We start from the raw sequence: 25,947 nt of genomic DNA on the forward strand, positions 1-25,947 counted from the left end.
ACAACCGTCTACACTCCTCCCCTGCTTGAACCGGGATAACCGAAGCACTGCCTCGAAACCCGATGGACCTGACCACTGCTGGTCAACCGTCGGGACTAATGGGTCCGGACCTTGGCCGGCCTGTTTATCGGAGGCAACACATGAACCCGCGTATCTGGCTGCTGGCCCTGGCGACTTTCGTCACCGGCATGGCCGAAAACATCACCGTCGGCATCCTGCCGGCACTGGCCGATGGCCTGGACGTTCCGCTCGGCGTGGCCGGGCAACTGACAACCGTCTTCTCCCTGAGCTTCGCCCTCGCCGCGCCCTTCTCTCCCCTGCTGACCACACGCTTGCCGTTGCGTGGCCTGCTGTGCGCCACCCTGGCGCTGTTCGCCCTGTGCAACCTGCTGGCGGCATGGGCGCCCGGTTACACCGCGCTGTTGCTCGCCCGCATCGGCATGGCCGCGACCAGCGCCTTGACCTGCCTGACCTGCACCCTGATGGCCACGCGCATGGCGCCCGAAGCCCTGCGCGGGCGCGCCATCGGGGTGATCTTCATGGGCATCTGCAGCTCGCTGATCCTGGGCGTGCCGGCCGGCATGCTGTTGTCCGACGCCCTGGGCTGGCGCGGCGTGTTCGTTGGCCTGAGCGGCCTGGCGGTGGCGGTGCTGCTGATGGCCTGGCGCGGGCTGCCGACGTTGCAGAGCGACGAACGCATCGCCCTGGCCAGCTACCTGCGCCACCTGCGCGACAGCCGCCTGACGGCCGCGCAAGGGGTGTCGCTGTTGATGATCGCCGGGCACTTCACCGTGTTCGCCTACCTGGCGCCCTACGCCCAGCAGGTCGCCCAAGTGCCGAGCCAATGGCTGGCGGCGGTGTTCGCGGCATTCGGCATCGCCGGTGTCTCGGGCGGTTACATCGGCGGCTGGATGGCCGATCGCCTGGGTGTGGCCAAGGCCATCCTGCTGGCGCCCTTGTTGTACCTCGCCAGCCTGTTGCTGCTGCCGCTGAGCGCGGGTACGCCGTGGCTGTTCCTGCCGGCGATGATGCTCTGGGGCGGGCTGAGCTGGACCACCTCGCCGGTGGTGCAGAGCTACCTGGCCAAGCGTGGGGAAGATACCTTCCCGGCGGGTATGAGCCTGAACATGTCGGCCATGCACCTGGGCGTCGGGTTGGGGTCGGCCATCGGCGGCGTGGTGATAAGCGGCTCGACGCTGGCCGCCACACCCTGGGCCGGGGCACTGTTGACGACACTGGCGGCGGGGCTGGCGATCTGGTCGGCCATGCCACGGGCTGGCGCGTTGAAAATGGCGCAGTGATCACTCACGGCGCCAGTCGAGGGGTTTACTTGGCCAGCTTGTCGTAGCTGGTCATCAGGTTGCGGTAGTCGGGGATGTGGTTGGAGAACAACGTCCCCAGCCCTTCGATGTCGTTGCGCCAGTCACGGTGCAGCTCGCAGGCCACGCCGAACCAGGTCATCAGCTGCGCGCCGGCAGCTTCCATGCGCCGCCAGGCCGAATCGCGGGTCAGCTCGTTGAAGGTGCCGGAGGCGTCGGTGACCACGAACACTTCGAAGCCCTCCTCCAGCGCCGAGAGGGCCGGGAAGGCCACGCAGACCTCGGTCACCACCCCGGCGATGAGCAGTTGCTTCTTGCCGGTGGCCTTCACCGCCTTGACGAAGTCTTCGTTGTCCCAGGCGTTGATATTGCCTGGCCGGGCAATGTACGGCGCATCGGGGAATTGCGCCTTGAGCTCGGGCACCAGCGGGCCGTTGGGGCCGGTTTCGAAGCTGGTGGTGAGGATGGTCGGCAGCTTGAAGTACTTGGCCAGGTCCGCCAGCGCCAGCACATTGTTCTTGAACCGGTCGGGGTCAATGTCGCGCACCAGCGACAGCAACCCGGCTTGATGGTCGACCAGCAGGACGGCAGCGTTGTTCTTGTCCAGTCGCTTGTATTGGAACGCCATGGCTGAACTCCTTGCTTTGCAGGTAGGGAGTTTCCAGCGTAGGCAATCGACAGGCACAAGGCCGACCGTCAGTCGGCCAAACGTGACTGGTTCGCCTACGCAAGCGCTTACCTTATGACGCGGCGATATTGCTGCGCCGGGCTGCGTGGCGCATCAGGGTCAGTCATTTCGATCAAGCCGTCAGCCAGCGCAGGCTTGAGATAGTTCGCTCGAAAGGTCGGGCGGTGGGACAACCCGAGACGCTCCATCAGCTCATTGGCGCGCAGCGCGATACCCGGCTTCAGAACCTCCAGCAATCGCGCTACTTGGTCGGTTACTTGGTCGGTTACTTGGTCGGTCTCGCTCGCCTCGGCCAATGCCTGCCGCAGCGCCTGGAGCATGAACTCGACAAAGGGCGTAGCCTCGCCAGCCTGATCCGCAGCCGCCAAGGCGCCATAGTACGCCTCCTGTTGGGCACAGATCACCGACTCCACCGGCAGATAGGCGAGTACCGGGCGCCAGCAGCTCAGTATCAGCGTCTGCCACAGTCGTCCCATACGCCCGTTGCCATCGGCGAAAGGATGAATGAACTCGAACTCATAGTGAAAGACGCAACTGCTGATCAAAGGGTGCCAGTCACTGGCGCCCAGCCAACGCAGCAGGTCATGCATCAGCGGCTGCAAGCGACTGGCAGGCGGTGCCATGTGCAACAGGCGCTGGCCGCGATAGATGCCGACACCTCCTTGGCGAAACTGACCGGCGTCGTCGATCAAGCCCATCATCAGCAGCTTGTGGGCAGCCAGCAGATCAGCCTGACGCTCGGGCTGCCAGTGGCTCATCGCTTCATAGGTGGCAAAGGCATTGCGCACCTCCTGGATTTCACGCGGCAGGCCGAGTACCCGCTTCCCTTCCAGAACCGCAGTGACCTGCTCGACGCTCAGGGTATTGTTCTCGATCGCCAGCGAGGCCTGGATGGTACGAATGCGGTTACCTCGGCGCAGTTGCGGGGTAAGCGCCACTTCCCGATTGGCCGTGAGTGCCCCCACCTGCTCGCTGATATCGGCAACCAGAGCCAGCATGCGCGGTGTCACAGTCAGCGGCGGCAGATACTGGCTCATGGTGCAATGTCCATCGGGTCTGAAAGCGTGGGAATGATCGTGAAGCTTGATGAGGTCAAGGCTGCCGACACCTTAGCCAGTGGCAACACCAGGGTAAAGCGCAGCACCCCATTGGTTCACGATTTCCTGAACTGATTATTTGTCCACAGCGATTTTTCCCCCCGCCCGCCCCCACCAGAATCGCTTCACCAACAATCACAATAATCGTGAGGCCACTCCCGTGGACCAGACACTCCAGGTACGGCAGGCCGCCGCCGACCTCGTTGCCGCCTTCGCCAGCAATGACACCGCCCGCTACTTCGCCTGCTTCAGCGAAGACGCCACCTTCCTTTTCCATACTTTGCCGCAACCGCTGCTGTCGCGCCGCGCCTACGAAGAACTCTGGGCTTCCTGGCAGGCAGACGGCTTCGCCGTGCTCGGCTGCGAATCCAGCAATGTGCAGGTCAGCCTGCAAGGTGACGTGGCGATCTTCATGCACGATGTGGCCACGCGCCTGCGCGTTGCCGGCGAAGAACTGGCCCTGAGCGAGCGCGAGACCATCGTCTTCCGCCGCCACGGCGAGCGCTGGTTGGCCTGCCACGAGCACCTGTCGGTCGTCTCGCCGGCCTGATCCCCTTTCAAGCGGCCTTGCCGCACTGCCATCGCACACACAACAAGGCCCCTTGAGGCCGACAACATTCGCGCTGGAGCACCACCATGAGCCACTCGACCGGTATCGAGACCAATGGCGTCGAACAGATCCCCGACGATCAACGCGACGCCGCCCCGCTGGACCTGTTCCGCCTGATCTTCGGCGGCGCCAACACCTTTGCCACCGCCGTGCTGGGCAGCTTCCCGGTGCTGTTCGGGCTGTCGTTCCAGGCAGGCGTGTGGGCGATCCTGCTCGGCGTCGGCGTGGGCGCGCTGATCCTTGCGCCGATGGGCCTGTTCGGCGCGCTCAACGGCACCAACAATGCGGTGTCCTCGGGCGCGCATTTCGGCGTGCACGGGCGCATCGTTGGCTCGTTCCTGTCGCTGCTCACTGCCGTGGCGTTCTTCTCGTTGTCGGTGTGGAGCTCGGGCGATGCCCTGGTCGGCGGCGCCAAGCGCCTGGCCGGCCTGCCGGAAACCGACCTGACCCTGGGCCTGGCCTACGGCCTGTTCGCGGTGCTGGTGCTGGTGGTGTGCATCTTCGGCTTCCGCTTCATGCTGTGGGTCAACAAGATCGCCGTGTGGGCCTCCAGCCTGCTGTTCCTGCTGGGCATCTTCGCCTTCGCCGGGCCGTTCGACGCGGGCTACGCCGGTAGCGTCAACCTGGGCCAGGCCGGCTTCTGGGCAGCCTTCGTCGGCGCGGCGATCCTGGCCATGAGCAACCCGGTGTCGTTCGGTGCCTTCCTCGGTGACTGGTCGCGCTACATCCCGCGTGCCACGCCGAAATCGCGGATCATGCTGGCGGTGATCCTGGCCCAGGTGGCCACGCTGATCCCGTTCCTGTTCGGCCTGTGCACCGCCACCCTGGTGGCCAGCCAGGCGCCGGACTATACCGCCGCCAACAACTACGTCGGTGGCCTGCTGGCGATCTCGCCGGGCTGGTTCTTCCTGCCGGTGTGCCTGATTGCGGTGATCGGCGGCATGTCCACCGGCACCACGGCGCTGTACGGCACCGGCCTGGACATGTCCAGCGTGTTCCCGCGCCTGCTCAGCCGCGCCGCTGCCACGCTGCTGATCGGCGTGCTGGCCATCGGTTTCATCTTCGTCGGCCGCTTCACCTTCAACCTGGTGCAGAGCGTCTCGACCTTCGCCGTGCTGATCATCACCTGCACCAGCCCCTGGATGGTGATCATGATCCTCGGCCTGATCACCCGCCGCGGCTTCTACCACGCCGACGACCTGCAGGTGTTCACCCGTGGCCAGCAAGGCGGCCACTACTGGTTCTGCCACGGCTGGAACTGGCGCGGCATGGGCGCATGGATCCCCAGTGCGCTGGTCGGCCTGTGCTTCGTCAACCTGCCTGGGCAGTTCGTCGGACCACTGGGCGAACTGGCCGGCGGCATCGACCTGAGCCTGCCGGTCACCCTCGGTATCGCCGGCGTGCTGTACCTGATCCTGCTCAACCTGTTCCCTGAACCGGCTGGCGTGTACGGCCCGCAAGGCCCGCGCTGGGTGCGTTGCAAAAGCACGCCGGTGAAGCCCGTGACCACCGCCGAAATGGCCTGACTGGAAACCGACCATGACCACTTCTCACTACATCGACGGCCGCTGGGTCGAAGGCCAGGGCAGCGACTGCATCGTTGTGCAGAACCCCTCCGACGGCCTGCCGTTCGCCGAACTGATGGCCGCCAGCACGGGCCAGGTCGACCAGGCCGTGGCCGCCGCACGCCGTGCGCTGAGCACCTGGAAAACCGTGCCCGCCAGCGAACGCGCCAGCTACCTGCGCGGCTTTGCCGAGCAACTGGGCCAGCGCCGCGACGAGCTGATCGCCTTGCAGATGCGCAACAACGGCAAGCCGCGCCACGAGGCCGAGATCGACCTGGACGACGCCATCGCCACCTTCGCCTACTACGCCGACCTGGCTGAACAGTTGCCGGCGAAAAACCGCGATGTGCCGCTGGCCGCACCGGGCTTTACCGCCCGCACCCGCCTGGAGCCGGTGGGCGTGGTCGGCCTGATCGTGCCGTGGAACTTCCCGCTGGTGACCAGCGCCTGGAAGCTCGCCCCGGCCCTGGCCGCCGGCTGCACCGTAGTGCTCAAGCCTTCGGAAGTGACCCCGCTGATCGAGCAGGCCTATGGCCAGATCGCCGAAGCATTGGGCCTGCCGGCCGGCGTATTGAACATCGTCAACGGCAAGGCCGAGACCGGCGCCGCCCTGAGCGGCCACAACGGCCTGGACAAGCTGTCGTTCACCGGCAGCAACGGCGTCGGCAGCCAGGTGATGCGTGCAGCCGCCGCGCAATGCCGGCCGGTGACCCTGGAGCTGGGCGGCAAGTCGGCCATCGTGGTGTTCGACGATTGCGACGTCGACCAGGCTGTGGAATGGATCGTCGCCGGCATCACCTGGAACGCCGGGCAGATGTGCTCGGCCACCTCGCGCCTGCTGGTGCAGGACGGCATCGCCGATGCGTTGCTGGCGCGCTTGCAGGAGGCGCTGGAGAAGCTGCGCGTCGGCAACCCGCTGAGCGAGGAAGTGGACATGGGGCCGCTGACCAGCCAGGCGCAGTGGCTCAAGGTCGCCAGCTACTTTGCCAAGGCCCGCGAGGAAGGCTTGAAGTGCCTGGCCGGCGGCAAGGCGCTGGACCGCGACGGCTGGTTCGTCAGCCCGACGCTGTATGTGGACGTGCCTGAGAGCAGCCGCCTGTGGGCCGAGGAGATTTTCGGGCCGGTGCTGTGCGCGCGGCGCTTCGATACGGAAGCCGAGGCCATCGTGCAGGCCAACGACAGCCGCTTCGGGCTGGTCGCCACCGTGTGCTCCGCCGACCTGGAACGCGCCGAACGCGTGGCCGATGCGCTGGAGGTGGGGCATGTGTGGATCAACTCGGTGCAGGCGGTGTTCGTCGAGACGTCGTGGGGCGGGACCAAGGGCAGCGGGATTGGCCGCGAGCTCGGGCCTTGGGGGTTGTCGGGGTATTTGTCGGTGAAACATGTGACGCGGTGTTTGGGGTGATTGGGTAGGCGTCCCGTTCAAGGGCTTGGGGAGGCTGGCAGGTGTTCGCCGATGCGGGACTGTCAGTTTTTTTGTGTTCGGGCCGGTAATGGCCTGCCGCTAGGCAGGCCCTGATTTTCACCAGGTCGGCCTGATGAACCGATCTCCGTACAAAATCGCAAATTGATTCATCGCGCTTTTCCAGTCATGGGCCGGTTTTCCCCAATTGGCTGTGATGTTGCGCAATCCCAGCCAAATCAGTTTGGTCGCTGCATCATCATTCGGGAAATGCCCGCGAGTCTTGATGACCTTGCGTAGCTGGGCATTGATGCTCTCGATGGCGTTGGTGGTATAGATCACCTTTCGGATGGCGGGCGGGAAAACAAAGAATGGAATCACGCGATCCCAAGCCCGTCGCCAAGCAGCCACCACCGTCGGATATTTCTCGCCCCACGGCCCGTTCTCAAACTCATCGAGTGCTTGCTCTGCCGCTTCAGCATTGATGGCTTGGTAAATCGGCTTCAGCTCCTTGGCCAGAGCCCGCCGCTTGTCCCAGGCCGCGTAGTCGAGGCTGTTGCGGATCAGGTGCACGATGCACGTCTGCAGCGTCGTTTCTGGAAACACTGCGCTGAGGGCCTCTGGCATGCCTTTGAGGCCATCGGTCACGGCAATCAGCACATCTTCGACGCCACGCTTCTTGAGGTCGTTAAAGACCTTCATCCAGAACTTCGCACCCTCGGTGTTCTCGATCCAGATGCCCAGGATATCGCGCGTCCCGTCGGGGAGAACGCCCAGGGCCAAGTAAATGGCCTTGTTGCGAACCAGACCTTCTTCGCGGATCTTCACCCGCAGCGCATCGAAGAAAATGACCGGGTACATCGGCTCCAGTGGCCGCTGTTGCCACGCGCCAATCTCTTCCATGACCTCGTCTGTCACAGAGCTGATGAAATCGGGTGAAACGTCGGTTCCATACTGCTCGGACAGGAAGGCCCGGATCTCTCTGACCGTCATTCCACGGGCGTACATGGCGATGATTTTGTCATCGAATCCGGTGTAACGGCGCTCATGCTTGGGGATCAGAATGGGCGAAAAACTGCCGTCACGGTCCCGAGGGATATCCAGCCGTAGCGGGCCATCGCCTGTCAGTACAGTCTTGCCACTCGTGCCATTGCGCTGGTTGGTCTCATCCTCTGGGCGCTGCGCGCCCGGCGGATAGCCCAGGTGATGACCAAGTTCGGCGTTCAGGGCTCGCTCGATCAGTGCTTTCTTGAAGGCGGCAGAGGCCTCTTCGATAGCCTCTGCGGTCATCAGTGGGGTCGCGGAAAACTGTTCAAGCAGCTCTTTCGGGACCTTCGGTAACTCTCGAAGCGGTTTCTTTTTGGTTGGCATACATGCACCTCTTACTCATGGTATGCCCGAACACAAAATTTCTGACACCCTCGCCGATGCTTTTTCAGCGCCTGTGAGACCGAGCGCCGCCCGCGCGGCGCATCGCTGGCAAGCCAGCTCCCACATCTGTTTCGGGCCAATCAGTCCTGTGAAAGTACCGGCGCCTGCCTTGGTGCATGCCTTGAGTCATGTGGGGCGGCGGCAACGCCCACACTGCAACCGCGTCGTACCACCAAAGCGGACAGTGATGACCCCGCTGAAGTAACTGGCCCTAAACAAACTGTGGGAGCTGGCTTGCCAGCGATGCGCCGCGCAGGCGGCGCTCGATCTGACAGGCGCTACAAGGGCCGCGGCCGGCACCTGCTGGCCCTCACTCGGTCAACAGCCCTCGTGCCCAGGGCCCCAGAAAGGCCTTTTGCTTTAAGCCGACAGGCGAGTCTCACCGAAGTGCAAGCATCATCGTCTTCGGTGACAGCTGTGGACAGGCTGCGAACCCCGCAGTTTTGGCATAGAAGCGCTCCAGACGCTCATCAAGCGGGTGCACGATCATTGCAACACATCCGACGATCTCGGACGCAACCAGAGCTCTCTCGACAGCGTCCTGCAACAGGTCCGTGGCGACCCCTTGCCCAGCAGCTCTCAGGGTTACGCCCATTCGCCCCAGTACCACCACCGGCAAATCAATTGGGGCATTGCGTCGCACACTTGCGGGAGAACCATGAGCACGCGCCACAGACCCCGTCGAAAGCGTGTAGTAACCGGCCACAATCGACGTGCCCTTGAAGCAGGTGACATACACCACCGCGTGCTTCGCTATCTGCGCCTTGTAAGCCTTTTCACGGAGGTAGCCATTGATCGACGCCTCTCCACAGTCGAACTGACCTAGCTCATGAAAGGCTTCGAGCTTCTGCGGAGCGCTCAGCTCCAGCGCTTCGGCCTTGCCAACAGCTTCTTCACGCATTCATTGCTCCTGATGGGGCTGTCTTCAAGCGCCTGGGTGAATTGATCGAAGGCTTCGTCATCAAGCAGGAACAACCGACGCTCCATCAGTACTTCCTCAGCACGTCGGCAAGCCGCATCGAGCACGAAGCTGGTGCGGTCACCGCCCACAATCTCCACGGCGGCATCGATGAGGTCTCTGCGATGCTCGGCCACTCTCATGTTCAACGGTACGGCCTTGCTCCGATCCTTGATCTGTAAATCGCTCATTGGTGACTCCCAGCCCATCCCACGGGGCACTGAATCGACGAAGGATATCGACCAGACAAAGGCTACTCCGGCGTAACGCAAATGTATAGCCAGATATCAATTTACGTTACGCTTAGACTGCTCATGTCGAGGCTTAGATTGACCTTGCTCGCTTTGGCTTGCACGTCAGGACATTCTGAGATTGGAACCAGTTGCTTCAACTGCGTCACGGCTACAGGGTGCAGGGCGAATGCCTTGCAGCGCTCTTGAGATCGAGCGCCGCCCACGCGGCGCATCGCTTAGGGGCCCTCACCCAATCATCCATCTCCCCCGTGACTTTTCCCCCGCCCCGCAAAGTCCCACCTCCTGGTAGCCCCATAACCACAACACCAGGCCAGCCTTCCATGCACCCTCAACGCACCACCTTGCACAACGAACTGCACGCCCGCCCGTCGCTGTATTTCGACGGCCCGGCCCATGTCTTCCACCTCGCCCTGCTCGGCGGCGACGCGGCCTGCCAGTCGCTGCTGCAACGCTGCTGCCCCGAAGCGCCCGACCCGTACGCGGCCCAAGGCATCACCCAGCTCGACGGCCATCCATTCAAATGGGAACGGCATACCGAGTTCTTCACCCTGACCCTGGTCGTGCCCTGCGCCAGCAGCGACAGCGACTGGCAGGTGCTGCCAGACGTGCTGGCCAAGGCCATCGCCCCGCAGGCAGCGCAGGTGATCAACGCGGTGCAGGTGCTGGTGCGCGATGAACAGGGCCTGGACCTCACTCGCTACGGTTTCAAGGACCCTTGCGGCTCCTGCGTCGGCGGTGGCGATGCCGCGGTATGGAGCGACTTCCGCCTGACCGCCGACGGCAGCAACCGGTTCCTGTTCATCAACCGCCGCCTCAACGCCTACCGCCAGGGCCGCATGATCCGCCGCCTGCTGGAGATCGAGACCTACCGCATGATGGCCTCGCTGACCCTGGACACGGCGAAGACCCTGAGCCACGAACTGGACGCCTTCGACAAGACCCTGGTGAGCCTGTCCGAACGCGGCGCCAGCGCCGCCGGGCATGACTCCAAGGCGTTGCTCGAAGCCATCGCCCTGCTGTCGCGCCAGGTGGTCAGCCGCACGGTGAAGACCCGCCACCGCTTCGGTGCCACCCAGGCCTATGCGCAACTGGTGTTCGAGCGCCTGGGCGAATTGCGCGAAAGCCATGTAGGTGATTGCCAGCGCCTGGGGGTGTTCATCGAGCGGCGCTTCAAGCCGACCGTGCGCTACTGCGCGGCCACCGAACAGCGCCTGGAGCAACTGGCGAAGAACGTGGCCAACCTCGGCGACCTGTTGCAGGCGCGGGTGCAGGTGGAGATGGAAGAACAGAATGCCGGGATCCTGCAAAGCCTCAATGCCCGGGCCGATGCCCAGGTGAAGATCCAGCGGGCGGTGGAAGGCTTGTCGATCATTGCGATCACCTACTACCTGCTGAACCTGTTCAAGCTGCTGTATGGCGGGCTGAATGTACTGGGCGCGGGGCTGGCGGCGCGGGAGGCGTTGCTGGGGATGGCGCCGCCGGTGCTGCTGGTATTGCTGGTGATCTTGCTGCGCATCAGGCGCGCCAAGCAGCACTGAACAAGCCATCGCGGGGCAAGTCGCATCGGCGCACCGCCGCTCCCACGCCAAACTTGTGGCCGCGACGGTGCGTGGGAGCGGGCTTGCCCCGCGATGATCGTTACGCCAGCTCGTCGGCCGGCCGGCCATTCTCCTGCACCAGCACCATGGTCTGCTGCGAGGACAGGGCGATGCCTTCATCGCGCAGGCGCCCGAGGATGGTGAACAGCAGATCACTGCGGGTGCTCGACACTTGCCGCGGCGAAGCCACGTAACCGCTTACGCCAATCACCATGCCACTGCTGGTCAGGTCCTTGAACGTCACCGAACAGGCCGGCGCATCGAGGATCGACTCGTGCTCGTGGTAGGCCGCCAGCAACACTTCGCGCACCTTGGCAGGGTCGGTCTCCAGCGGCAGCGTGAGGGTGATGCCGACCACCCCGAGGGCATTGGCCATGGTCACGTTGCGCACGTTCTGCGAAATGAACTGCGAGTTGGGCACGATCACCGTCGAGCGGTCGGACATCTGGATCTCGGTGGCGCGCACGTTGATGCGGCGGATATCACCCTCCACACCCGCCAGGCTGACCCAGTCGCCCACTTTCACCGGGCGCTCGGTCAGCAGGATCAGGCCGGAGATGAAGTTCTGCACGATCTGCTGCAGGCCAAAACCGATACCGACCGACAGCGCACTGACCACCCAGGTCAGGCTGGTCAGGTTGATGTGCAGGGTGGACATCACCAGCATGGCCAGGAACAGGAAGCCCAGGTAACCCACCAGGGTCACCAGGGAGGCACGCATGCCGGCGTCCATATCGGTTTCGGGCAGCAGGCGATCGCTGAGCCAGCGCTTGACCACGCGAATGGCGAACCAGCCACCGATGAAGATGGCCACGGCCATCAGGATGTCCTGAGGCACGATGTTCAGGTTGCCGAGCACCTTGCCGCCGGTGCCGTCCCAGTCGGCCAGGCTCAGCAGCAGCTCACCCGGGCTGGTGCCCGATGGCATGAATACCAGCAAGGCAGCGGCGAACAGCAGCACAGTGCGGCCGATACCGGCCAGGATGGTGCTGGCCTGGGCCTGGTGGCGCTGTTGCAGGCCCAACGCCGAAGCCAGCGCCAGGCCGCCGGGCTGGCGTGGCGAAAGCAAGGTTTCGCAGAGATCGCCGAACACCGTGACCAGCAGGTAGGCACACACGGTGACCACGCTGATCCACAGCAACTTGGCCGTGAGGAAGTAGGCCAACGTCAGGTAGCCGGCCACCAGCGCCAGCAGGATCGCCACCACCCACACCACGATCACGAACGGGATCAGCCCGGTCAGGCCTTTGGGGCGTTCCAGGCCGTGCTGGCGACGGGCGCGGCGGTAGCACACCAGCGCAGCCACGAACAGCAGCGACACCACCAGCGCGGTCAGGCCGTTGGTGGCCAGGGTCAGCGCCAGGCTGGTACCGATCACGCTGTTGATGCGCTCCATGGTGAGCATCACCATCAGCGTCAGGGCCAGCACCTTGGGGAACCAGCCCAGGGCGCTGGCCACTTCGTCGGCAATCGGCGGCAGGCGCCACGACGGGCGCTGCAGCATCAGCATGGCGCGGCCCAGGCCCGAGATGAAGGCGCTGAACACCACCAGGGTGAGGACATGGTTGGTCAGGCTGGCCAGGTCGGTGCCCAGCTCGGCGCTGCTTTCCAGGCCCCAGCGCAGCAACGACACCGAGCCGGAGATGGTGCCCAGGGTCGCCAGGCTGACGCTCACGGCCAGGGCGCTGCGGCGCAGCCGGCCTTCGGGCAGCCAGCGCACCATGGCATCGGCCAGCAACCGTTCGAGCACCCGGCGCACCAGGGTCCAGACCAGCACTGCGGCCACCAGGGCGCTGATGAACAACCAGCGGTGCTCGGCGCTGAACGCGCTGGCCATGGCGTCGGCGGCCTCTGCGCGCAGGTCGCGCAGGCGGGCCACGTCGTCATCGGTGGGACGGATCAGGCTCGACCAGAACGCCGGGCTCAGCGGGCTGGCGGCGCGGCTGGTGATCTGCGAGTTGAACAGGCTGCGGCGCAGGTTGACGATCTGCGTGGACAGGTCACGGGCCGACTGGGCCAGCGCGGTGGTGTCCTTCTGCTCGGCAAGCACCGCGTTCTTCTGATCGGTCAGTTGCTTGCGCTGGCGGGTCAGGCTCTCGGCCTCTTCCGGCATCGGCGGGCCGAGCACGTTGAGCTGATCGTCCAGGCGCTGCACATCGGCGGCACGCGCGGTGACCAGTACATCGGCCTGACGCTGCACCTGCAGGGCCGATTGGCGCAACTGCGCGAGCAGGTCGTCGTTGGCGTTGCTGGTGACGCCCTGGCGGATCTGGTCGAGCCGTTCGCTCAGCTCTTCCAGGCCAGCGTTCTCGTCCAGCACCTGCTGCTCGGCCACGGCCAGCCGCGACACCGGGGTGACTGGGGCAGCCCAGGCGGGTACGGCCACCCACAGTAGCAGGGCCAAAATCCCCACATAGAATCGGTCAAGGCTGACACGCCTCATCGAATATTCCTCTATACAACTCGACAGGGCGTGAATTCTACGCGGTCCGGCCGCTCAGGAGGGTGCCGTTTCTCGGGCCAGCAGCTGGCGTTTGCGCTCCACCCCCCAACGGTAGCCGCTGAGGTCGCCATCGCGACGCACCACGCGGTGGCAAGGGATGGCCACCGCGATCGTGTTGGCCGCGCAGGCCTGGGCCACGGCGCGTACGGCCTTGGGCGCGCCGATGCGCTCGGCGATGTCGGTGTAGCTGACCCGGCTGCCCGCCGGCACTTCACGCAAGGCCTGCCAGACCCGCTCCTGGAACGCCGTGCCCTGCACATCCAATGGCAGCGCCAGGCCCAGCGCCGGGGCTTCGACAAAGCCGATCACCTCGGCAACCAGGCGCTCGAAGGCGGCATCGCCACCGATCAGCTGGGCTTTGGGGAATTTGTCCTGCAGGTCCTGGAGCAACGGCTCGGGTTCATCGCCCAACAGGATCGCGCAGATGCCGCGCTCGCTCTGCGCCACCAGGATCGCCCCCAGTGAACACTGGGCGAGGGCAAAGCGGATGGTCGCGCCCTGCCCGCCGGCCCGGTACTCACGGGGGCGCATGCCCAGGCGCTCGGCGGCACTTTCATAGAAGCGGCTGTTGGAGTTGTAGCCGGCGTCATAGATGGCCTCGGTGACACTGCCGGCAGCCTCCAGCCCCTCGCGCAGGCGCCGGGCGCGAAAGGCTGAGGCATAGGCCTTGGGGGTAAGGCCGGTTTCGGCCTTGAACAGGCGGTGCAGATGGAAGGGGCTGAGGTTCAGGTCGGCGCCCAGCTGCTCGAGGTTGGGTGCCGTGTCGCTGGCTTCGATCAGGCGGCAGGCGCGGGCCACCACTTCGCTGCGGCGTACCGCGTGGGTGCCACCTGCACAACGTTTGCAGGCACGGTAACCGGCCGCCTCGGCTTGCCGGGCGTCATTGAAGAACTCGACGTTCTGGCGTTTGGCCAGGCGCGACGAGCAGGCCGGCTGGCAGTACACGCCGGTGGTGCGCACGGCGTAGACGAAGTGGCCGGTGGCTGCGCTGTCGCGGGTTTGCACGGCGTGCCAGCGCTCGGCGTCAGAGGTGTAGCTGGGGACGAAGATCATGGCGTCGCTCCTTTGATTCGCTGCAGTTACCTTGCCTGGACAGGCAGAGCGCCGAACTCCGATTCTTGCGGTGATTACACCGGCCTCATCGCGGGGCAAGCCCGCTCCCACGAAAGATCGAGATCTGGCGTGGGAGCGGGCTTGCCCCGCGATAGGGCCGATAGCCAGTCATGCGCGCCACAGATACCAGGCCGCCACCGTCCGGTACGGGCTCCACCCTTCTCCCAGCGCCCGCATCCGCGCAGGTGTCGGTGCTTTGTCCAAGCCCTTCATCCGCCGATACCCCTCGCGCACGCCAAAGTCATCCACCGGCAGGATATCCGAGCGTTCCAGGCTGTAGATCAGCAGCATCTCCACCGTCCAGCGCCCCACCCCGCGCAGCGTCACCAGGCGCTCGATCAATGAATCATCGGCCAGGGTCAGCGCTTCATCGCGGCTGGGCACGATGCCGTCCAGGCTGGCCTGGGCGATGCCCTGCAGGGTCGCGGTCTTGCTGGCGGAAAACCCACAGGCCCGCATCGCCTCCGGCGTGACCCGCAGTAATTGCTCGGGCGCAGGAAAGCACTGCCCGGGAAACAACGCCAGTAATCGCCCAAGAATCGCCTCTGCCGCCCGCGCATGCAGCTGCTGATAGGCAATTGCCCGCACCAACGCTTCGTAGGGTTCACGCCCTGGGGTGGCGGCATGCAGGCAAGGGCCGGTTGCGGCAATATGCCGCGACCAGTCCGGATCCTGCCCGGCCAGAAACTCGGCGGCGGCCGTGAAGGCACGGGGCGTAAGGTCTGCAAGGATCATCGGGGGCTCGAACAGGCTGAAAGACTTCAGCCTAGCGCAACCGCTCATCGGCGAAACGCTCAATCTTGCGCATTGAATCGTTGGCATACCATTGATCTGTCTGCGGTGTCCCGCATAGAATTGAGAACAATTCACAATCACATTAACCGGGCAAGGCTCTCCAGACGATGCAGATCCCTGACACGCTGCAACCGGCCGAAGTCGATCTGCTTTATCGCAATCACCACAGCTGGTTGCGCAACTGGCTCAGCGCCCGCACCGGTTGCCGGGACAACGCCGCCGACCTCGCCCAGGACACCTTCGTGCGCCTGCTCAAGGCGCGCCAGGTTTCACCGCTGAAAGCGCCGCGTGCCTACTTGAGCAGCATTGCCCGCGGCCTGATGATCGACCAGTTCCGCCGCCGCGCCCTGGAAAAAGCCTACCTCGAAAGCCTGGCCAACCTGCCGGAACTGCAAGTGCCCAGCGAAGAACAGCGCCTGGTCATCCTCGACACCCTCGAACGCCTCGACAGCGCCCTGCACAGCCTAAAGCCCCGCGCGCGCCAGGCCTTCCTCATGGCCCAGCTCGACGGCCTGCCCCTGGCCCAGATCGCCCTGCGCCTGGACGTATCGCGAGCCACGGTCGAACGCGACCTGGCCAAGGCCCTGGGCGTCTGCTATCGGTTGCGCTATGCCGACCTCTGACCAGCACCCCACCCAAGCCCAGGTCGACCAGGCCATCGACTGGCTGGTGAAGCTGCGCTACGACAGCCCCGGCCCGCGTACCCAGCAACAGTTCCAGCTGTGGCTGGCCAGCCACCCGCACCATGCCGAGGCCTGGCAACGGGTCAGCGAACTGAGTGACGAACTGGCCAGCCTGCCCGGGGAGTTGAGCCGTCGCACCCTGGAGGGCAGCGAGCGTCAACGCATGAACCGTCGTGACCACCTGAAGCTGCTGTCGGTACTGGCGCTGGGTGGCACGCTGGGCTGGGCGGCACGCGAGCCGCTGGGGCTACCGGCACTGCTGGCCGACAGCAGCACCGCCACGGGTGAGCGCCGCGAGCTGCAGGGCAGCGACGGCAGCCGCATCCGCCTCAACACCGCCAGCGCCATCGACCTGCGCTACAGCGCCGACCTGCGCCAGCTGACACTGGTACGTGGCGAGGTCAGCCTGGACAGCAATGGCAGCGACAATCGCCCGTTCCGCATCGCCACCCCCTTCGCCGCCCTGGCCACCCAGGGCGGCCAACTGCTGCTGCGCGAAAACGCCCGGGGCCTGCTGCTGGCAGTACGGCGCGGCGACGTGACGCTGTTCCCTGGCTCTGCCGCAGCCCATCAGGTCAAGCCCGGTGAGGTGGTGCAGGTGCTGGCGGCGGGCAGCTATCAACCGGCCACGCTGCACGGCGACCCCTGGGGCTGGACCGATGGCGTGCTCAGCGTGCAGCAGATGCCGCTGGGCGAGTTCGTCGCCGAACTGTCGCGCTACCGCCCGGGCCTGCTGCGCTGCGCGCCGGCGGTGGCCGGGCTGAAGGTGTCCGGCACCTACCAGCTGGCCGATACCGATCAGATCCTGCTGCTGATCGCGCGCAACCTGCCGGTGCGCATCGACTACCGCACGCGTTACTGGGTGAGCATCGATGCCGCGTGAAAAAATCGTGAAAATAAATGAGGTGAAATCTCATTCTCGTCCGGCCTGAAGGAACAAAGCCCGCAAAGTGGTCTTCACAACCTTCAGGAGCGCTTCATGATTCGCCCGTGTGCCCCCCGCAACGACACCCTGCGCAACGCCATACGCGGCGCCGCCCTCGGCCTTGGCCTGGCCACCGTCGGCCTGCTGCCGGTACAGGCCAGCGCCGCGCCGGCCAGCCAGAGCCAGCAACGCGACTGGAACATCCCGGCCGGCCCGCTGGCCGTCGCGCTGGACCAGATGGCGCGCCAGGGCGGGCTGAACCTGTCGTTCGACGCCGACAGCCTGAAGGGCAGGACCACCAACGGCGTGCGCGGCCACTATGACAATGCCCAGGCCCTGCAGATCCTGCTGCATGGCAGTGACGTGCAGATGCAGCAGCAAAGCGAGCAGAGTTTCCTGCTGATCCCTGCCCTGGACGCCGGTGATGCCTTGCAACTGGGCGCCACCAGCATCTCCAGCAACCGCCTGGGTGAAACCACCGAGCACAGCGGCTCCTACACCACCGGCGCGGTGACCATCGGCAAGGCCCCACAGAGCATCCGCCACACCCCACAGTCGGTCACCGTGGTCACCCGCCAGCGTATCGACGACCAGAACATCACCAACCTCACCAACCTGCTGGAGCAAACCCCGGGGGTGGTGGTCAACCTCACCGACAGCGAGCGGGTGCAGTACTTCGCCCGCGGTTACGCGATCGACGCCATCCAGTACGACGGCGCCACCGTGGTGCAGAGCAGCGGCGGTGGTTCGTTCATCCAGAGCGACTCGGCGATCATCGACCGCGCCGAGATCCTGCGGGGCGCCACCGGCATGCTGCGTGGCGCCGGCAACCCGTCGGGCACCGTCAACCTGGTGCGCAAGCGCCCTACCTACGAATTCCAGGGCGAAGGCAGTGTCACCCTGGGCACCTGGGATGCCCAGCGCTATGTCGCCGATATCTCCGGGCCGCTGACCGAGACCGGTAACGTGCGCGGCCGGGTGATCGCGGTGCATGACGAGAAAGACCACTTCCAGGCGTCGCGCCAGGAGCGCAAGGACGTGCTGTACGGGGTGATGGCGTTCGACCTGAACGACAGCACCACCCTGACCACCGGCCTTGAATGGACCCAGCTCGACGCCACGGGCGCCTGGGGCAACCTGCCCGCCGACTACGACGGCTCGCCATTGCCGTTCGGCCGCAGCACCTACCTGGGCGCCGACTGGAACCGCTGGAACCGCAGCAACCTGCAGACCTTCGCCGAGCTCGAGCACCGCTTCGACAACGACTGGACCCTCAAGCTGATGGCCCAGCGCACCCACTTCGAGCTGGACGACAACGGCTTCAAGCAAACCTACTTCACCCGCGCCACCGGGGCCGCCAACCCCAACCGCAACCCCTACCTGATGAACTACCAGGTCACCGAGGGCGATGGCGGCGAGAGCCTGCAGAACAACCTCAGCGCCACGTTCAACGGCCCATTCGACCTGCTCGGGCGCAGCCACGAGCTGATGCTCGGTGTGGAGCGCATCCGCAACGACTCCTATGCCTCGGCCACCAACTTCGTGACCTCCGGGGTGTTCGATACCCGCACCTGGGACCCGAAAACCAGCCTGGCCAACCCGGACATCAACATCACCGCCCACCCGGTGCGCACCCGCACCACCCAGGAAGGGGCCTACGCCACCTGGCGCATCTCCCTGGCCGATCCGCTCACCGCGATCATCGGCGCGCGCGCCAACTGGTATGACTACGAGCAGGAAAACAACACCAAGGCCAACGGCAAATTCAGCGTCGACAACAAGATCGTGCCGTACGCCGCGCTGATCTACGACCTGAACGACAACTTCAGCACCTACGCCAGCTACACCGAGATCTTCAACCCGCAGACCAACACCGACGCCACAGGCTCAGTGCTCGAACCTGTGACCGGCGAAGCCTACGAGACCGGGATCAAGGGCGAGTTCTACGACGGGCGCCTGAACACCTCGCTGGCGTTCTTCCGCATCTACCAGGTGGGCAACGCGCTGGACGACATCAGCGGCCCCAACCCGTGCCTGCCCAACTACACCAGCGGCTACTGCAAGGTGGCCGCGGGCAAGAACCGCAGCCAGGGCTTCGAGCTGGAGATCTCCGGCGAAGTGCTGCCAGGCTGGAACCTCAGCGGTGGCTACACCTACAACACCACCGAATACCTGAAGGACACCACGGGCAACAACGGCAACCCGATCCGCACCACCGACCCCAAGCGCCTGTTGCGCCTGTTCACCAGCTACCGCCTGCCGGGCGAGCTGCAGGCCTGGACCGTGGGTGGCGGGGTGCAGGCGCAAAGCGACATCTACAACCGCAGCGGCACCGCCGAGGCCTCGCAGTCGGGCTATGCGGTGTACAACGCGATGGTCAACTACCGCTTCAACGACAACTATTCGCTGCAGTTGAACGCCAATAACCTGTTCGACAAGAAGTACTACCGCCAAGTGGCGCCGACGCCGACCGGGTATTACTGGGGGGATCCGCGCAATGTGTCGGTGACCCTGCGCGGCACGTTCTGACTGGCGCTGCCTGAGCGATCGTATTCGCGGCTAAAGCCGCTCCCACAGGGCCTGCGCACATCCTGTGGGAGCGGCTTCAGCCGCGAAGAGGCCGGCACAAGAGGATCAGTCCGCCACTACCTCCAACCGCCCCACCCGCCGATATGCCTGCCGGGCAAAACACACGAACAACCCAGCCATCAGCGCCAGCGCCATGGGCAAGCCATGGGGCGCCACATCCATCGCCGCACCACTGACCAGCGGCCCGACCAGGCTACCCACGCCCCACAGCAAGCCGACACTGGCATTGGCCGTGACCAGGTCCTGCCCTTTGAAGCGCTGGCCGATCAGCACCAGCGCCAAGGTATAGATGCCGCCCGCCACGGCGCCCAGTACCACCAGCAGCGGCCACAACAGCCAGGTCATCTGCAGCAGCCACGGCAGGCCGATGCCGATGCTCATCGCCACCAACCCGCACACCAGGTGCAGCCCGGTACGCTCGACCCGGTCGGCCAGCCAGCCCAGGGGCAACTGGAAAATCATGTCGCCGGCGAACACCACGGTCACCATCAACGCCGCCACGCCCACGGCAAAACCATGGCTGGTGGCATACACCGGCAGCAGCGACAGCACCACGGCATCGAAGAACGAGAAGAACAGCACCGCCATGCAAAGCGCCGGGGCGACGCGGAAGAAGCCGGCCAGGCCGAAGCTCTTCTCGCCTTCCTCGTGTTCGACATGGTCGTTGGGCACGGTGAACAGGATGCACAGCAGGGCCAGGCCATAGCAGGCGGTGACGATGTAGGTGAGCCACGGGCTGTCGGCGCCGAGCAGCGCCAGCAGCGCCGGCCCCAGCACCTGGAAGCCGGTGAAGCTGGTGGCGTACAGGGCCATGATCTTGCCGCGGTTGTGGTCCGGGCACAGCTCGTTGACCCACGACTCGCCGAGGATGATCGCGATGCCCATGCCGATGCCCAGACCCAGGCGCAGCAGCGCCAGCCACAGCATCGAGTCGAAGGCCCACTCCAGCAGGGCGATGCTCAGGGTGCACAGGCTGAAGCTGAGCAGGTAGATGGTGCGCCGGGTCAGGTGCTTGCAGCAGGCATCGACCATGAACGCCGAGAGCATCATGCCCGCCGCGGGGATCGCCGAAATGATGCCGATCTCCAGGGTTCCCGCCCCGGCCTCGTGCAGGCGCAACGACACCAGCGGCAGGCTCGCCCCAAGGCTGAAACCCACCACCGACACGGCGAACAACAGGCCCGCCAACAAACGCATGTTCATGTACCACTCCTTGCCCGCCGGCGCGCAGGGGCTGTGGCCCTGGCCGGCGGTTGAATCCACTGAAAAATGATCGAACGCAAACGCCCGCCGTCACGCCGGGTAAGGCGCGCAACGCAGGGGCGAGAATCAGTTCAGGGCAAGGTGTGGCGAGAAGGTGAAGGCAAACAGCACGCTGCGCCGACGCTTGAGCACCGTGTCGCTCGGCCACGCGCGGCGCGCTGTCGGGGCGACAGGCTGGCGGGGGGAGCTGAAGACATCGGTACGGCGCATCGCTTGAACTACGCAGGTGGAAGAATGGAGGCGGCACTCTAGGCCAGGGGTGGGCGTTCCGTCAATCGCGGGGCAAGCCCGCTCCCACTGGCCTTGTGCAAGGCTTTCGTGGGAGCGGGCTTGCCCCGCGATGGCATTCAGCGCTTGCCGGTGGATGGCAGGAACACCGCCAACAACCCGAACAACGGCAAGTACGAGCACACCCCGTACACATATTCGATGCCACGCAGGTCGGCCACATACCCCAGCAGCGCCGCGCCGATGCCGCCGAAGCCGAACATCAAGCCGAAGAAGATCCCAGCGATCATCCCCACATTGCCCGGCACCAGCTCCTGGGCATACACCACGATGGCCGAGAAGGCCGAGGCGAGGACGAAGCCGATCACCACGCTGAGCACGGTGGTCCAGAACAGGTCGGCATAGGGCAGCGCCAGGGTGAACGGCGCCACGCCCAGGATCGAGAACCAGATCACCGCCTTGCGCCCGATACGGTCACCGATCGGCCCGCCGAAGAAGGTGCCGGCGGCCACCGCGCCAAGGAACAGGAACAGGTGCAGTTGGGAGCTGGCCACCGACAGCTGGAACTTCTCGATCAGGTAGAAGGTGAAGTAGCTGGTGAAGCTGGCCATATAGAAGTACTTGGAGAACACCAGCAGGCCCAGCACCAGCAGCGCCATCATCACCCGTTGGCGCGAGATGCCATGGGTGGCCTGCGCCGCCTTGCGCGCCTTGGCCTGGTTGAGGTGTTCCTTGTACCAGCGGCGCAGCATCAGGGTGACGGCGAAGAACAGCAGCCCAGCCACGCCAAACCAGGCCACGTGGCTCTGGCCAAACGGGATGACGATGGCCGCCGCCAGCAGCGGGCCGAACGCGGAACCGGCGTTGCCGCCGACTTGGAAGGTCGACTGGGCCAGGCCGAAGCGCCCGCCCGAGGCCAGCCGGGCAATGCGCGAGGTCTCGGGGTGGAAGGTCGACGAGCCGATGCCCACCAGCGCCGAGGCCAGCAGGATCATCGGGAAGCTGCCGACGAACGCCAGCATGACGATGCCCACCAGGGTGCACAGGGTGCCCAGGGGCAGCAGGTTCGGCGTCGGCCGCTTGTCGGTGAAGAAGCCCACCCAGGGCTGCAGCAGCGAGGCGGTGACCTGGAAGGTCAAAGTGATCAGGCCGATCTGGGCGAAGCTCAGGTTGTAGTTGGCCTTGAGCATCGGGTAGATGGCCGGTAGCACCGACTGGATCAGGTCGTTGATCAGGTGCGCCAGGGCGCAGAAGGTGATGATGCGCATCACCAGCGGGTTGGCCTGGCTGGCCGTGCTGCTGGCGCTGGCGGTTTGGGTGCTGCTGGTGGCCATGGGCTGGATGTCCGTGCGCAGGATGGGATCCGATTATCATGAAACAAATAGATACGAAGCTACCTTTTTATTTTTTTCAGGAGCGCTTCCTGATGTAACGTACTTGTAAATGGTTCTCAATATATTTAGCATCCTCAGGCATCACCTCCCGTAAACGCTGGGCAAAACTGCCCCGCCCTTGCGAGTAGAACCATCCCATGAGCCCGATGCCCGCCTTGCAGCCACAGCCCGACCCCGAGCAGGAAGCGTTGGACTGGTTCTCGCGCCTGCGCCAGCCCGGCTGTGACGACACGCTGCGTCAGGCCTTCGCCAACTGGTGCCAGGACCCACTCAACGCCAGGGCGTATGCCCAGCTCGAAGCTTACTGGCAGCAACTGCAGGTGCCGGCTGCCCGGCCACGCCCGCGGGTCGCCAAGGCCCGCCGCAGTCGCAGCGGGTTGTATCTGGGGTTGCTGTTCCTGATGCTGCTGGCGACCCTGGCATGGCTCTTCTGGCCACACATGCAGCGCCTGGCCAGCGAGTTGCACACCGGTAGCGGCGAACGGCGCAGCGTGCGCCTGGCCGATGGCTCGACCCTGCACCTGGACAGCGCCAGCGCGATCAACGTCGACTTGCGCGATCGCACCCGCCGGCTGCACCTGGTGCAGGGCCAGATATCCCTGGAAGTGATGCTCGATGGCCGGGCCCTGGAAGTGCAGGTGGATGATGCACGTATCCAGGTGTTCGGCACCCGCCTGCAGATCACCCGCTACAGCGACCATGACGAACTGCTGGTATCGAGTGGCAAGGCCGCCGTCCTGCAGGGCGGCGACCAGCGCATGGTCAGTGCCGGGGAACGGGTGACCTTCACCGACAGCCACATCAACCCGGTGGAAAAGATCGACAGCAAGGCCGCCGATGCCTGGCGCAATGGCCGTTTGCAGGTCAGCCAAAGGCCCTGGCCGAGGTGCTCGAACGCCTGGCGGCTTATCAGGGGCAACGCGTGTGGCTACTGGATGAAGAGGCCGGCCATCGACGGGTGAGTGGCGATTTCGACCTTGATCACCCTTTGCTGAGCCTGGAACAGCTTGCCCGCGACCAGCAGCTGCGCCTGTACAACGTGCTTGGCCAAGGGCTGATCGTCCGTTGAAGCGAGCTTCCCGGCTAAGTTTTTGAAAGGTTGGCAATTTTTTTTAAAAACGTTGTTGACAGGATCGCGATTCGAGCTAATAATGCGCGCCAAGTTGGCTACATAGCTCAGTTGGTTAGAGCATAGCATTCATAATGCTGGGGTCCGGGGTTCAAGTCCCTGTGTAGCCACCACCTTCTAAAAGGGCTTATCGAAAGATAAGCCCTTTTTCTTTGCCTGCGAAAAAGCTACCTCACCCCCGACACCACCACGGCCAACCCAAGGCCAATCAAAGCCACGCCGATGACCCGATCGACGATGCGCTGGCGCTCGATCATCGCGGCGCGCAGGCCCGCACTGGAGAAGAATACCGCCACCAGGCTGAACCACGCCCAGTGAGCGAGCGACATGAACGCCCCATAGGCGAAGTCCAGCGCCAGCGGGCTACCAGGCTGAACCACCTGGGTGTAGGCACTGACCACGAAGAGCATGGTCTTGGGGTTGAGCGCATTGGTGAGAAAGCCCGTGCGCAGCGCCTTGATGACACCGCCGTCACCACCATCCTGCCCACCTCCCAGGCTGATGCGCGTGGTATTGGTCAGCGACTTGTAGCCCAGGTACACCAGGTAACCCGCCCCCACCACCTTCATCGCCAGGAACAGCACCGGGCTGTGGCTGATGATCACGGCGATACCGAGCACGGTGTACAGCACATGCACCTGCACCCCCATGGCGATACCCAGCGCAGCAGCCAGGCCTGACTTGCGGCCCTGTGCATAACTGCTGCGGGTGACCATGGCGAAGTCGGCGCCTGGGCTGATGACAGCCAGGAGGGTGAAGAGAGCGACGGCGATGAGTTCGTTCACGAACAGGTTTCCTCGATGAAAGTTCACAGAAGATGGGATTATCCTGTTGCCTCGAACGAGTAAAAATCGATTTAAAGTGACGCCAATCTGCTAGTTTTACTCACCTATTTGCATGTAATCGACCGGATGCTGCATTTCGTGGGAGCGGGCTTGCCCCGCGATAGCGCCGGCACAGGACAGCACATGAAACTGCCCCCACTGACCGCCTTTCGATACTTCGACCTCGCCGCCCGCAGCGAAAGCTTCGTGCGCGCCGCCGAGCAGATGCACGTCACCCACGGCGCCGTCAGCCGCCAGGTTCGCCTGCTGGAGGAAAGCCTTGGGGTGGAGCTGTTCGAGCGACGCAACCGAGCGGTGTTCCTGACCAGCGCCGGCCGCGAGCTGCACGGCACCACCCAGGCGATCTTCGAGCAGCTGGAGAGCACCGTGCAGCGCCTGCAGCAGCAAACCGACGACAAGGTGCTGGTGGTCTCCTGCGAGCCGACCATCGCCATGCGCTGGCTGATCCCGCGCCTGCCGCGCTTGCACGCCGCGCACCCTGACCTGCAACTGCACCTGGTGGCGGCGGGTGGCCCGGTGGATTTCGCCCGCGCAGGCGTGGACATGGCCCTGCGCCGGGACGACTTCCACTGGGACCGCCGGCTGTACAGCCTGAAGATCTGCGATGAATGGATCGGCCCAGTGTCCGCCGCAGGCCTTGAAAGCCATCGCCTACTCCACAGCAAGACGCGCCCGGATGCCTGGTCGACCTGGCTGCGCCTGAGCGGTCACCCTGCCGAACACCAGGAGCGCAGCGACTTCGAGCACTTCTACCTGTCGATCCAGGCTGCCAGCGCCGGCCTGGGGCTGGCCATGGCCTCGGCGCTGATGGTCGGCGACGAGCTGGACAACGGCCAGCTACAAGCGCCCTTCGGCTTCCTGCGCGACGGCTCCAGCTACCATCTGCTCAGCCCGCACCCTTTGGACGACGGCAGCAAGCGCCAGCGCTTCGCGCAGTGGGTCGGCGCCGAATGCCAGGCGCACCTGGCTCACCTCGGTTTGCTGCAGAACGATGACCCGGCACCACCATCACCGCCCCAGGTACGGTAACCGGCCGTATCGATGTGAATGCGCCCTGACGGATAGCGCCCCAGCCCCATGCTCCAGGCTTGGCCGTGCTGCTGCCAGAAGCTGCACAGCGGATTGGGGTCGGCCCCGGCCGGCAGCAGCAGGTCTACGGCGAAGGCGCGCATATGGGCACTGCTCGGCGCACCGCCGGCGCAGGCATTGAGGCTCGGATCGCGATAGGCCGAGACCACCTCGAACTGGCGCAGGATGCCCTGCTCGTCCAGCGTTTTGATCAGTGACAGCGTCGAGCGCACCGCCGGCCAGTGACTGGCCGGCGGCACCGCGAACGGCGAGGCACGGCACTGGCGCCAGTCTGAAGCCGAGCGCAACAACTGATGGATCGGCACCACCCCGTACAACCGCGCATCCACCAGCATTTCCCGGAACTTGCGGTTTTCGTGATCCCCCGCCCATTGGGCGAACATCCACACATCGCGCTCGTCGGCCTGGGCTACGCCCATGCAGGAAAGCGCCCCCGCCAACAGCCATGCCTTGCCGCTTTTCATCGCCC

21 protein-coding genes, 1 tRNA gene and 1 pseudogene are annotated in these 25,947 nt (G+C 64.9%); 11 read left to right on the forward strand and 12 right to left on the reverse strand.

Going from position 1 to position 25,947, the window contains the following annotated elements:
* Nucleotides 1–140: 140 nt before the first annotated feature.
* A complete protein-coding gene (locus LOY51_RS23045; protein WP_125860384.1) occupies nucleotides 141–1,301 on the forward strand; it encodes an MFS transporter in 1,161 nt (386 codons plus the stop codon).
* 25 nt (nucleotides 1,302–1,326) lie between these two features.
* Here LOY51_RS23045 and ycaC read toward each other — a convergent pair whose 3' ends face one another.
* Together ycaC and LOY51_RS23055 are read right to left on the reverse strand one after the other, a co-directional pair.
* Nucleotides 1,327–1,947: an isochorismate family cysteine hydrolase YcaC gene (gene ycaC / locus LOY51_RS23050; RefSeq protein ID WP_125860386.1), complete on the reverse strand. Its 621-nt coding sequence runs from the start codon at nucleotides 1,945–1,947 to the stop codon at nucleotides 1,327–1,329.
* A gap of 107 nt (nucleotides 1,948–2,054) precedes the next feature.
* On the reverse strand, nucleotides 2,055–3,044 hold the full coding sequence (locus LOY51_RS23055; protein ID WP_125860388.1) for a Fic family protein: 990 nt from the start codon (nucleotides 3,042–3,044) through the stop codon (nucleotides 2,055–2,057).
* A 220-nt stretch (nucleotides 3,045–3,264) separates the two neighbouring features.
* On the opposite strand from LOY51_RS23055, the gene LOY51_RS23060 reads away from it, so the two are divergent.
* The 3 genes from LOY51_RS23060 (at nucleotide 3,265) to LOY51_RS23070 (ending at nucleotide 6,684) form a co-directional block, all read left to right on the forward strand.
* On the forward strand, nucleotides 3,265–3,654 hold the full coding sequence (locus LOY51_RS23060; protein WP_125860390.1) for a YybH family protein: 390 nt from the start codon (nucleotides 3,265–3,267) through the stop codon (nucleotides 3,652–3,654).
* Between the two features lie 86 nt (nucleotides 3,655–3,740).
* Nucleotides 3,741–5,240: a purine-cytosine permease family protein gene (locus tag LOY51_RS23065; RefSeq protein WP_258643234.1), complete on the forward strand. Its 1,500-nt coding sequence runs from the start codon at nucleotides 3,741–3,743 to the stop codon at nucleotides 5,238–5,240.
* Between the two features lie 13 nt (nucleotides 5,241–5,253).
* The gene (locus LOY51_RS23070; RefSeq protein ID WP_125860392.1) at nucleotides 5,254–6,684 is read left to right on the forward strand and encodes an aldehyde dehydrogenase family protein; all 1,431 of its coding nucleotides are present in this window, start codon (nucleotides 5,254–5,256) and stop codon (nucleotides 6,682–6,684) included.
* 117 nt (nucleotides 6,685–6,801) lie between these two features.
* Here LOY51_RS23070 and LOY51_RS23075 read toward each other — a convergent pair whose 3' ends face one another.
* From LOY51_RS23075 to LOY51_RS23085, 3 genes are all read right to left on the reverse strand, one after another.
* Complete coding sequence (locus tag LOY51_RS23075; RefSeq protein WP_125858773.1) at nucleotides 6,802–8,052, reverse strand: IS256 family transposase; 1,251 nt, start codon at nucleotides 8,050–8,052, stop codon at nucleotides 6,802–6,804.
* Nucleotides 8,053–8,491: 439 nt separating this feature from the next.
* Nucleotides 8,492–9,013: a GNAT family N-acetyltransferase gene (locus LOY51_RS23080; protein ID WP_125860394.1), complete on the reverse strand. Its 522-nt coding sequence runs from the start codon at nucleotides 9,011–9,013 to the stop codon at nucleotides 8,492–8,494.
* Complete coding sequence (locus tag LOY51_RS23085; protein ID WP_081100214.1) at nucleotides 8,971–9,261, reverse strand: type II toxin-antitoxin system TacA family antitoxin; 291 nt, start codon at nucleotides 9,259–9,261, stop codon at nucleotides 8,971–8,973. The genes LOY51_RS23080 and LOY51_RS23085 overlap by 43 nt, the downstream gene beginning before the upstream one ends.
* A gap of 383 nt (nucleotides 9,262–9,644) precedes the next feature.
* Between LOY51_RS23085 and LOY51_RS23090 the strand changes: the two genes are divergently transcribed.
* Nucleotides 9,645–10,862, forward strand: a complete 1,218-nt coding sequence (locus tag LOY51_RS23090) for a DUF3422 domain-containing protein (protein WP_125860395.1) — start codon at nucleotides 9,645–9,647, stop codon at nucleotides 10,860–10,862.
* A gap of 100 nt (nucleotides 10,863–10,962) precedes the next feature.
* Here the strand turns inward: LOY51_RS23090 and LOY51_RS23095 are convergent, their stop codons facing one another.
* The 3 genes from LOY51_RS23095 to LOY51_RS23105 form a co-directional block, all read right to left on the reverse strand.
* The gene (locus LOY51_RS23095; protein WP_125860397.1) at nucleotides 10,963–13,365 is read right to left on the reverse strand and encodes a DUF3772 domain-containing protein; all 2,403 of its coding nucleotides are present in this window, start codon (nucleotides 13,363–13,365) and stop codon (nucleotides 10,963–10,965) included.
* A 54-nt stretch (nucleotides 13,366–13,419) separates the two neighbouring features.
* Nucleotides 13,420–14,478, reverse strand: coding sequence for a bifunctional DNA-binding transcriptional regulator/O6-methylguanine-DNA methyltransferase Ada (ada, locus tag LOY51_RS23100; RefSeq protein ID WP_258643236.1), 1,059 nt, complete (start codon nucleotides 14,476–14,478; stop codon nucleotides 13,420–13,422).
* A 168-nt stretch (nucleotides 14,479–14,646) separates the two neighbouring features.
* Nucleotides 14,647–15,273, reverse strand: a complete 627-nt coding sequence (locus tag LOY51_RS23105; RefSeq protein WP_258643237.1) for a DNA-3-methyladenine glycosylase family protein — start codon at nucleotides 15,271–15,273, stop codon at nucleotides 14,647–14,649.
* A gap of 167 nt (nucleotides 15,274–15,440) precedes the next feature.
* Here LOY51_RS23105 and LOY51_RS23110 point away from each other — a divergent pair, with 167 nt between their 5' ends.
* The 3 genes from LOY51_RS23110 to LOY51_RS23120 all read left to right on the forward strand — a co-directional run bounded on the left by LOY51_RS23110 (nucleotide 15,441) and on the right by LOY51_RS23120 (nucleotide 19,470).
* Nucleotides 15,441–15,956, forward strand: coding sequence for a sigma-70 family RNA polymerase sigma factor (locus tag LOY51_RS23110; protein WP_258643238.1), 516 nt, complete (start codon nucleotides 15,441–15,443; stop codon nucleotides 15,954–15,956).
* Nucleotides 15,943–16,899, forward strand: coding sequence for a FecR domain-containing protein (locus LOY51_RS23115; protein ID WP_258643241.1), 957 nt, complete (start codon nucleotides 15,943–15,945; stop codon nucleotides 16,897–16,899). Before LOY51_RS23110 ends, LOY51_RS23115 begins: the two co-directional genes overlap by 14 nt.
* A 96-nt stretch (nucleotides 16,900–16,995) precedes the next feature.
* Nucleotides 16,996–19,470, forward strand: coding sequence for a TonB-dependent siderophore receptor (locus LOY51_RS23120; protein WP_258643243.1), 2,475 nt, complete (start codon nucleotides 16,996–16,998; stop codon nucleotides 19,468–19,470).
* 105 nt (nucleotides 19,471–19,575) lie between these two features.
* Here the strand turns inward: LOY51_RS23120 and LOY51_RS23125 are convergent, their stop codons facing one another.
* Both LOY51_RS23125 and LOY51_RS23130 read right to left on the reverse strand, forming a co-directional pair.
* Nucleotides 19,576–20,733 (reverse strand): MFS transporter, encoded by a 1,158-nt coding sequence (locus LOY51_RS23125; protein WP_258643245.1) that lies wholly within the window; start codon nucleotides 20,731–20,733, stop codon nucleotides 19,576–19,578.
* Nucleotides 20,734–21,140: 407 nt separating this feature from the next.
* Nucleotides 21,141–22,355, reverse strand: coding sequence for an MFS transporter (locus LOY51_RS23130; RefSeq protein WP_258643247.1), 1,215 nt, complete (start codon nucleotides 22,353–22,355; stop codon nucleotides 21,141–21,143).
* Between the two features lie 197 nt (nucleotides 22,356–22,552).
* Here LOY51_RS23130 and LOY51_RS23135 point away from each other — a divergent pair.
* Both LOY51_RS23135 and LOY51_RS23140 read left to right on the forward strand, forming a co-directional pair.
* A pseudogene (locus tag LOY51_RS23135) lies at nucleotides 22,553–23,484 on the forward strand (FecR family protein).
* Nucleotides 23,485–23,580: 96 nt separating this feature from the next.
* Nucleotides 23,581–23,657 (forward strand) — tRNA-Met (locus LOY51_RS23140).
* Nucleotides 23,658–23,711: 54 nt separating this feature from the next.
* On the opposite strand, the gene LOY51_RS23145 is transcribed toward LOY51_RS23140, so the two are convergent.
* Nucleotides 23,712–24,329: a LysE family translocator gene (locus LOY51_RS23145; protein ID WP_258643249.1), complete on the reverse strand. Its 618-nt coding sequence runs from the start codon at nucleotides 24,327–24,329 to the stop codon at nucleotides 23,712–23,714.
* Between the two features lie 183 nt (nucleotides 24,330–24,512).
* Here LOY51_RS23145 and LOY51_RS23150 point away from each other — a divergent pair, with 183 nt between their 5' ends.
* A complete protein-coding gene (locus LOY51_RS23150; RefSeq protein ID WP_258643250.1) occupies nucleotides 24,513–25,418 on the forward strand; it encodes a LysR substrate-binding domain-containing protein in 906 nt (301 codons plus the stop codon).
* Here LOY51_RS23150 and LOY51_RS23155 read toward each other — a convergent pair.
* The gene (locus LOY51_RS23155; protein WP_258643252.1) at nucleotides 25,358–25,942 is read right to left on the reverse strand and encodes a YcbK family protein; all 585 of its coding nucleotides are present in this window, start codon (nucleotides 25,940–25,942) and stop codon (nucleotides 25,358–25,360) included. The genes LOY51_RS23150 and LOY51_RS23155 overlap by 61 nt on opposite strands.
* Between the last annotated feature and the right edge of the window lie 5 nt (nucleotides 25,943–25,947).

This window comes from Pseudomonas sichuanensis (assembly GCF_024749065.1).
Lineage (GTDB): Bacteria > Pseudomonadota > Gammaproteobacteria > Pseudomonadales > Pseudomonadaceae > Aquipseudomonas > Aquipseudomonas sichuanensis.

Bases quoted from the DNA above. Each gene is read 5' to 3' on its own strand.
- LOY51_RS23085 (WP_081100214.1), bottom strand. From the start codon at position 9,261: ATGAGCGATTTACAGATCAAGGATCGGAGCAAGGCCGTACCGTTGAAC.
- LOY51_RS23095 (WP_125860397.1), bottom strand. From the start codon at position 13,365: ATGAGGCGTGTCAGCCTTGACCGATTCTATGTGGGGATTTTGGCCCTG.
- LOY51_RS23080 (WP_125860394.1), bottom strand. From the start codon at position 9,013: ATGCGTGAAGAAGCTGTTGGCAAGGCCGAAGCGCTGGAGCTGAGCGCT.
- LOY51_RS23090 (WP_125860395.1), top strand. From the start codon at position 9,645: ATGCACCCTCAACGCACCACCTTGCACAACGAACTGCACGCCCGCCCG.
- LOY51_RS23155 (WP_258643252.1), bottom strand. From the start codon at position 25,942: ATGAAAAGCGGCAAGGCATGGCTGTTGGCGGGGGCGCTTTCCTGCATG.
- LOY51_RS23045 (WP_125860384.1), top strand. From the start codon at position 141: ATGAACCCGCGTATCTGGCTGCTGGCCCTGGCGACTTTCGTCACCGGC.
- ada (WP_258643236.1), bottom strand. From the start codon at position 14,478: ATGATCTTCGTCCCCAGCTACACCTCTGACGCCGAGCGCTGGCACGCC.
- LOY51_RS23055 (WP_125860388.1), bottom strand. From the start codon at position 3,044: ATGAGCCAGTATCTGCCGCCGCTGACTGTGACACCGCGCATGCTGGCT.
- LOY51_RS23125 (WP_258643245.1), bottom strand. From the start codon at position 20,733: ATGAACATGCGTTTGTTGGCGGGCCTGTTGTTCGCCGTGTCGGTGGTG.
- LOY51_RS23105 (WP_258643237.1), bottom strand. From the start codon at position 15,273: ATGATCCTTGCAGACCTTACGCCCCGTGCCTTCACGGCCGCCGCCGAG.
- LOY51_RS23115 (WP_258643241.1), top strand. From the start codon at position 15,943: ATGCCGACCTCTGACCAGCACCCCACCCAAGCCCAGGTCGACCAGGCC.
- LOY51_RS23065 (WP_258643234.1), top strand. From the start codon at position 3,741: ATGAGCCACTCGACCGGTATCGAGACCAATGGCGTCGAACAGATCCCC.
- LOY51_RS23130 (WP_258643247.1), bottom strand. From the start codon at position 22,355: ATGGCCACCAGCAGCACCCAAACCGCCAGCGCCAGCAGCACGGCCAGC.
- ycaC (WP_125860386.1), bottom strand. From the start codon at position 1,947: ATGGCGTTCCAATACAAGCGACTGGACAAGAACAACGCTGCCGTCCTG.
- LOY51_RS23150 (WP_258643250.1), top strand. From the start codon at position 24,513: ATGAAACTGCCCCCACTGACCGCCTTTCGATACTTCGACCTCGCCGCC.
- LOY51_RS23120 (WP_258643243.1), top strand. From the start codon at position 16,996: ATGATTCGCCCGTGTGCCCCCCGCAACGACACCCTGCGCAACGCCATA.
- LOY51_RS23075 (WP_125858773.1), bottom strand. From the start codon at position 8,052: ATGCCAACCAAAAAGAAACCGCTTCGAGAGTTACCGAAGGTCCCGAAA.
- LOY51_RS23070 (WP_125860392.1), top strand. From the start codon at position 5,254: ATGACCACTTCTCACTACATCGACGGCCGCTGGGTCGAAGGCCAGGGC.
- LOY51_RS23110 (WP_258643238.1), top strand. From the start codon at position 15,441: ATGCAGATCCCTGACACGCTGCAACCGGCCGAAGTCGATCTGCTTTAT.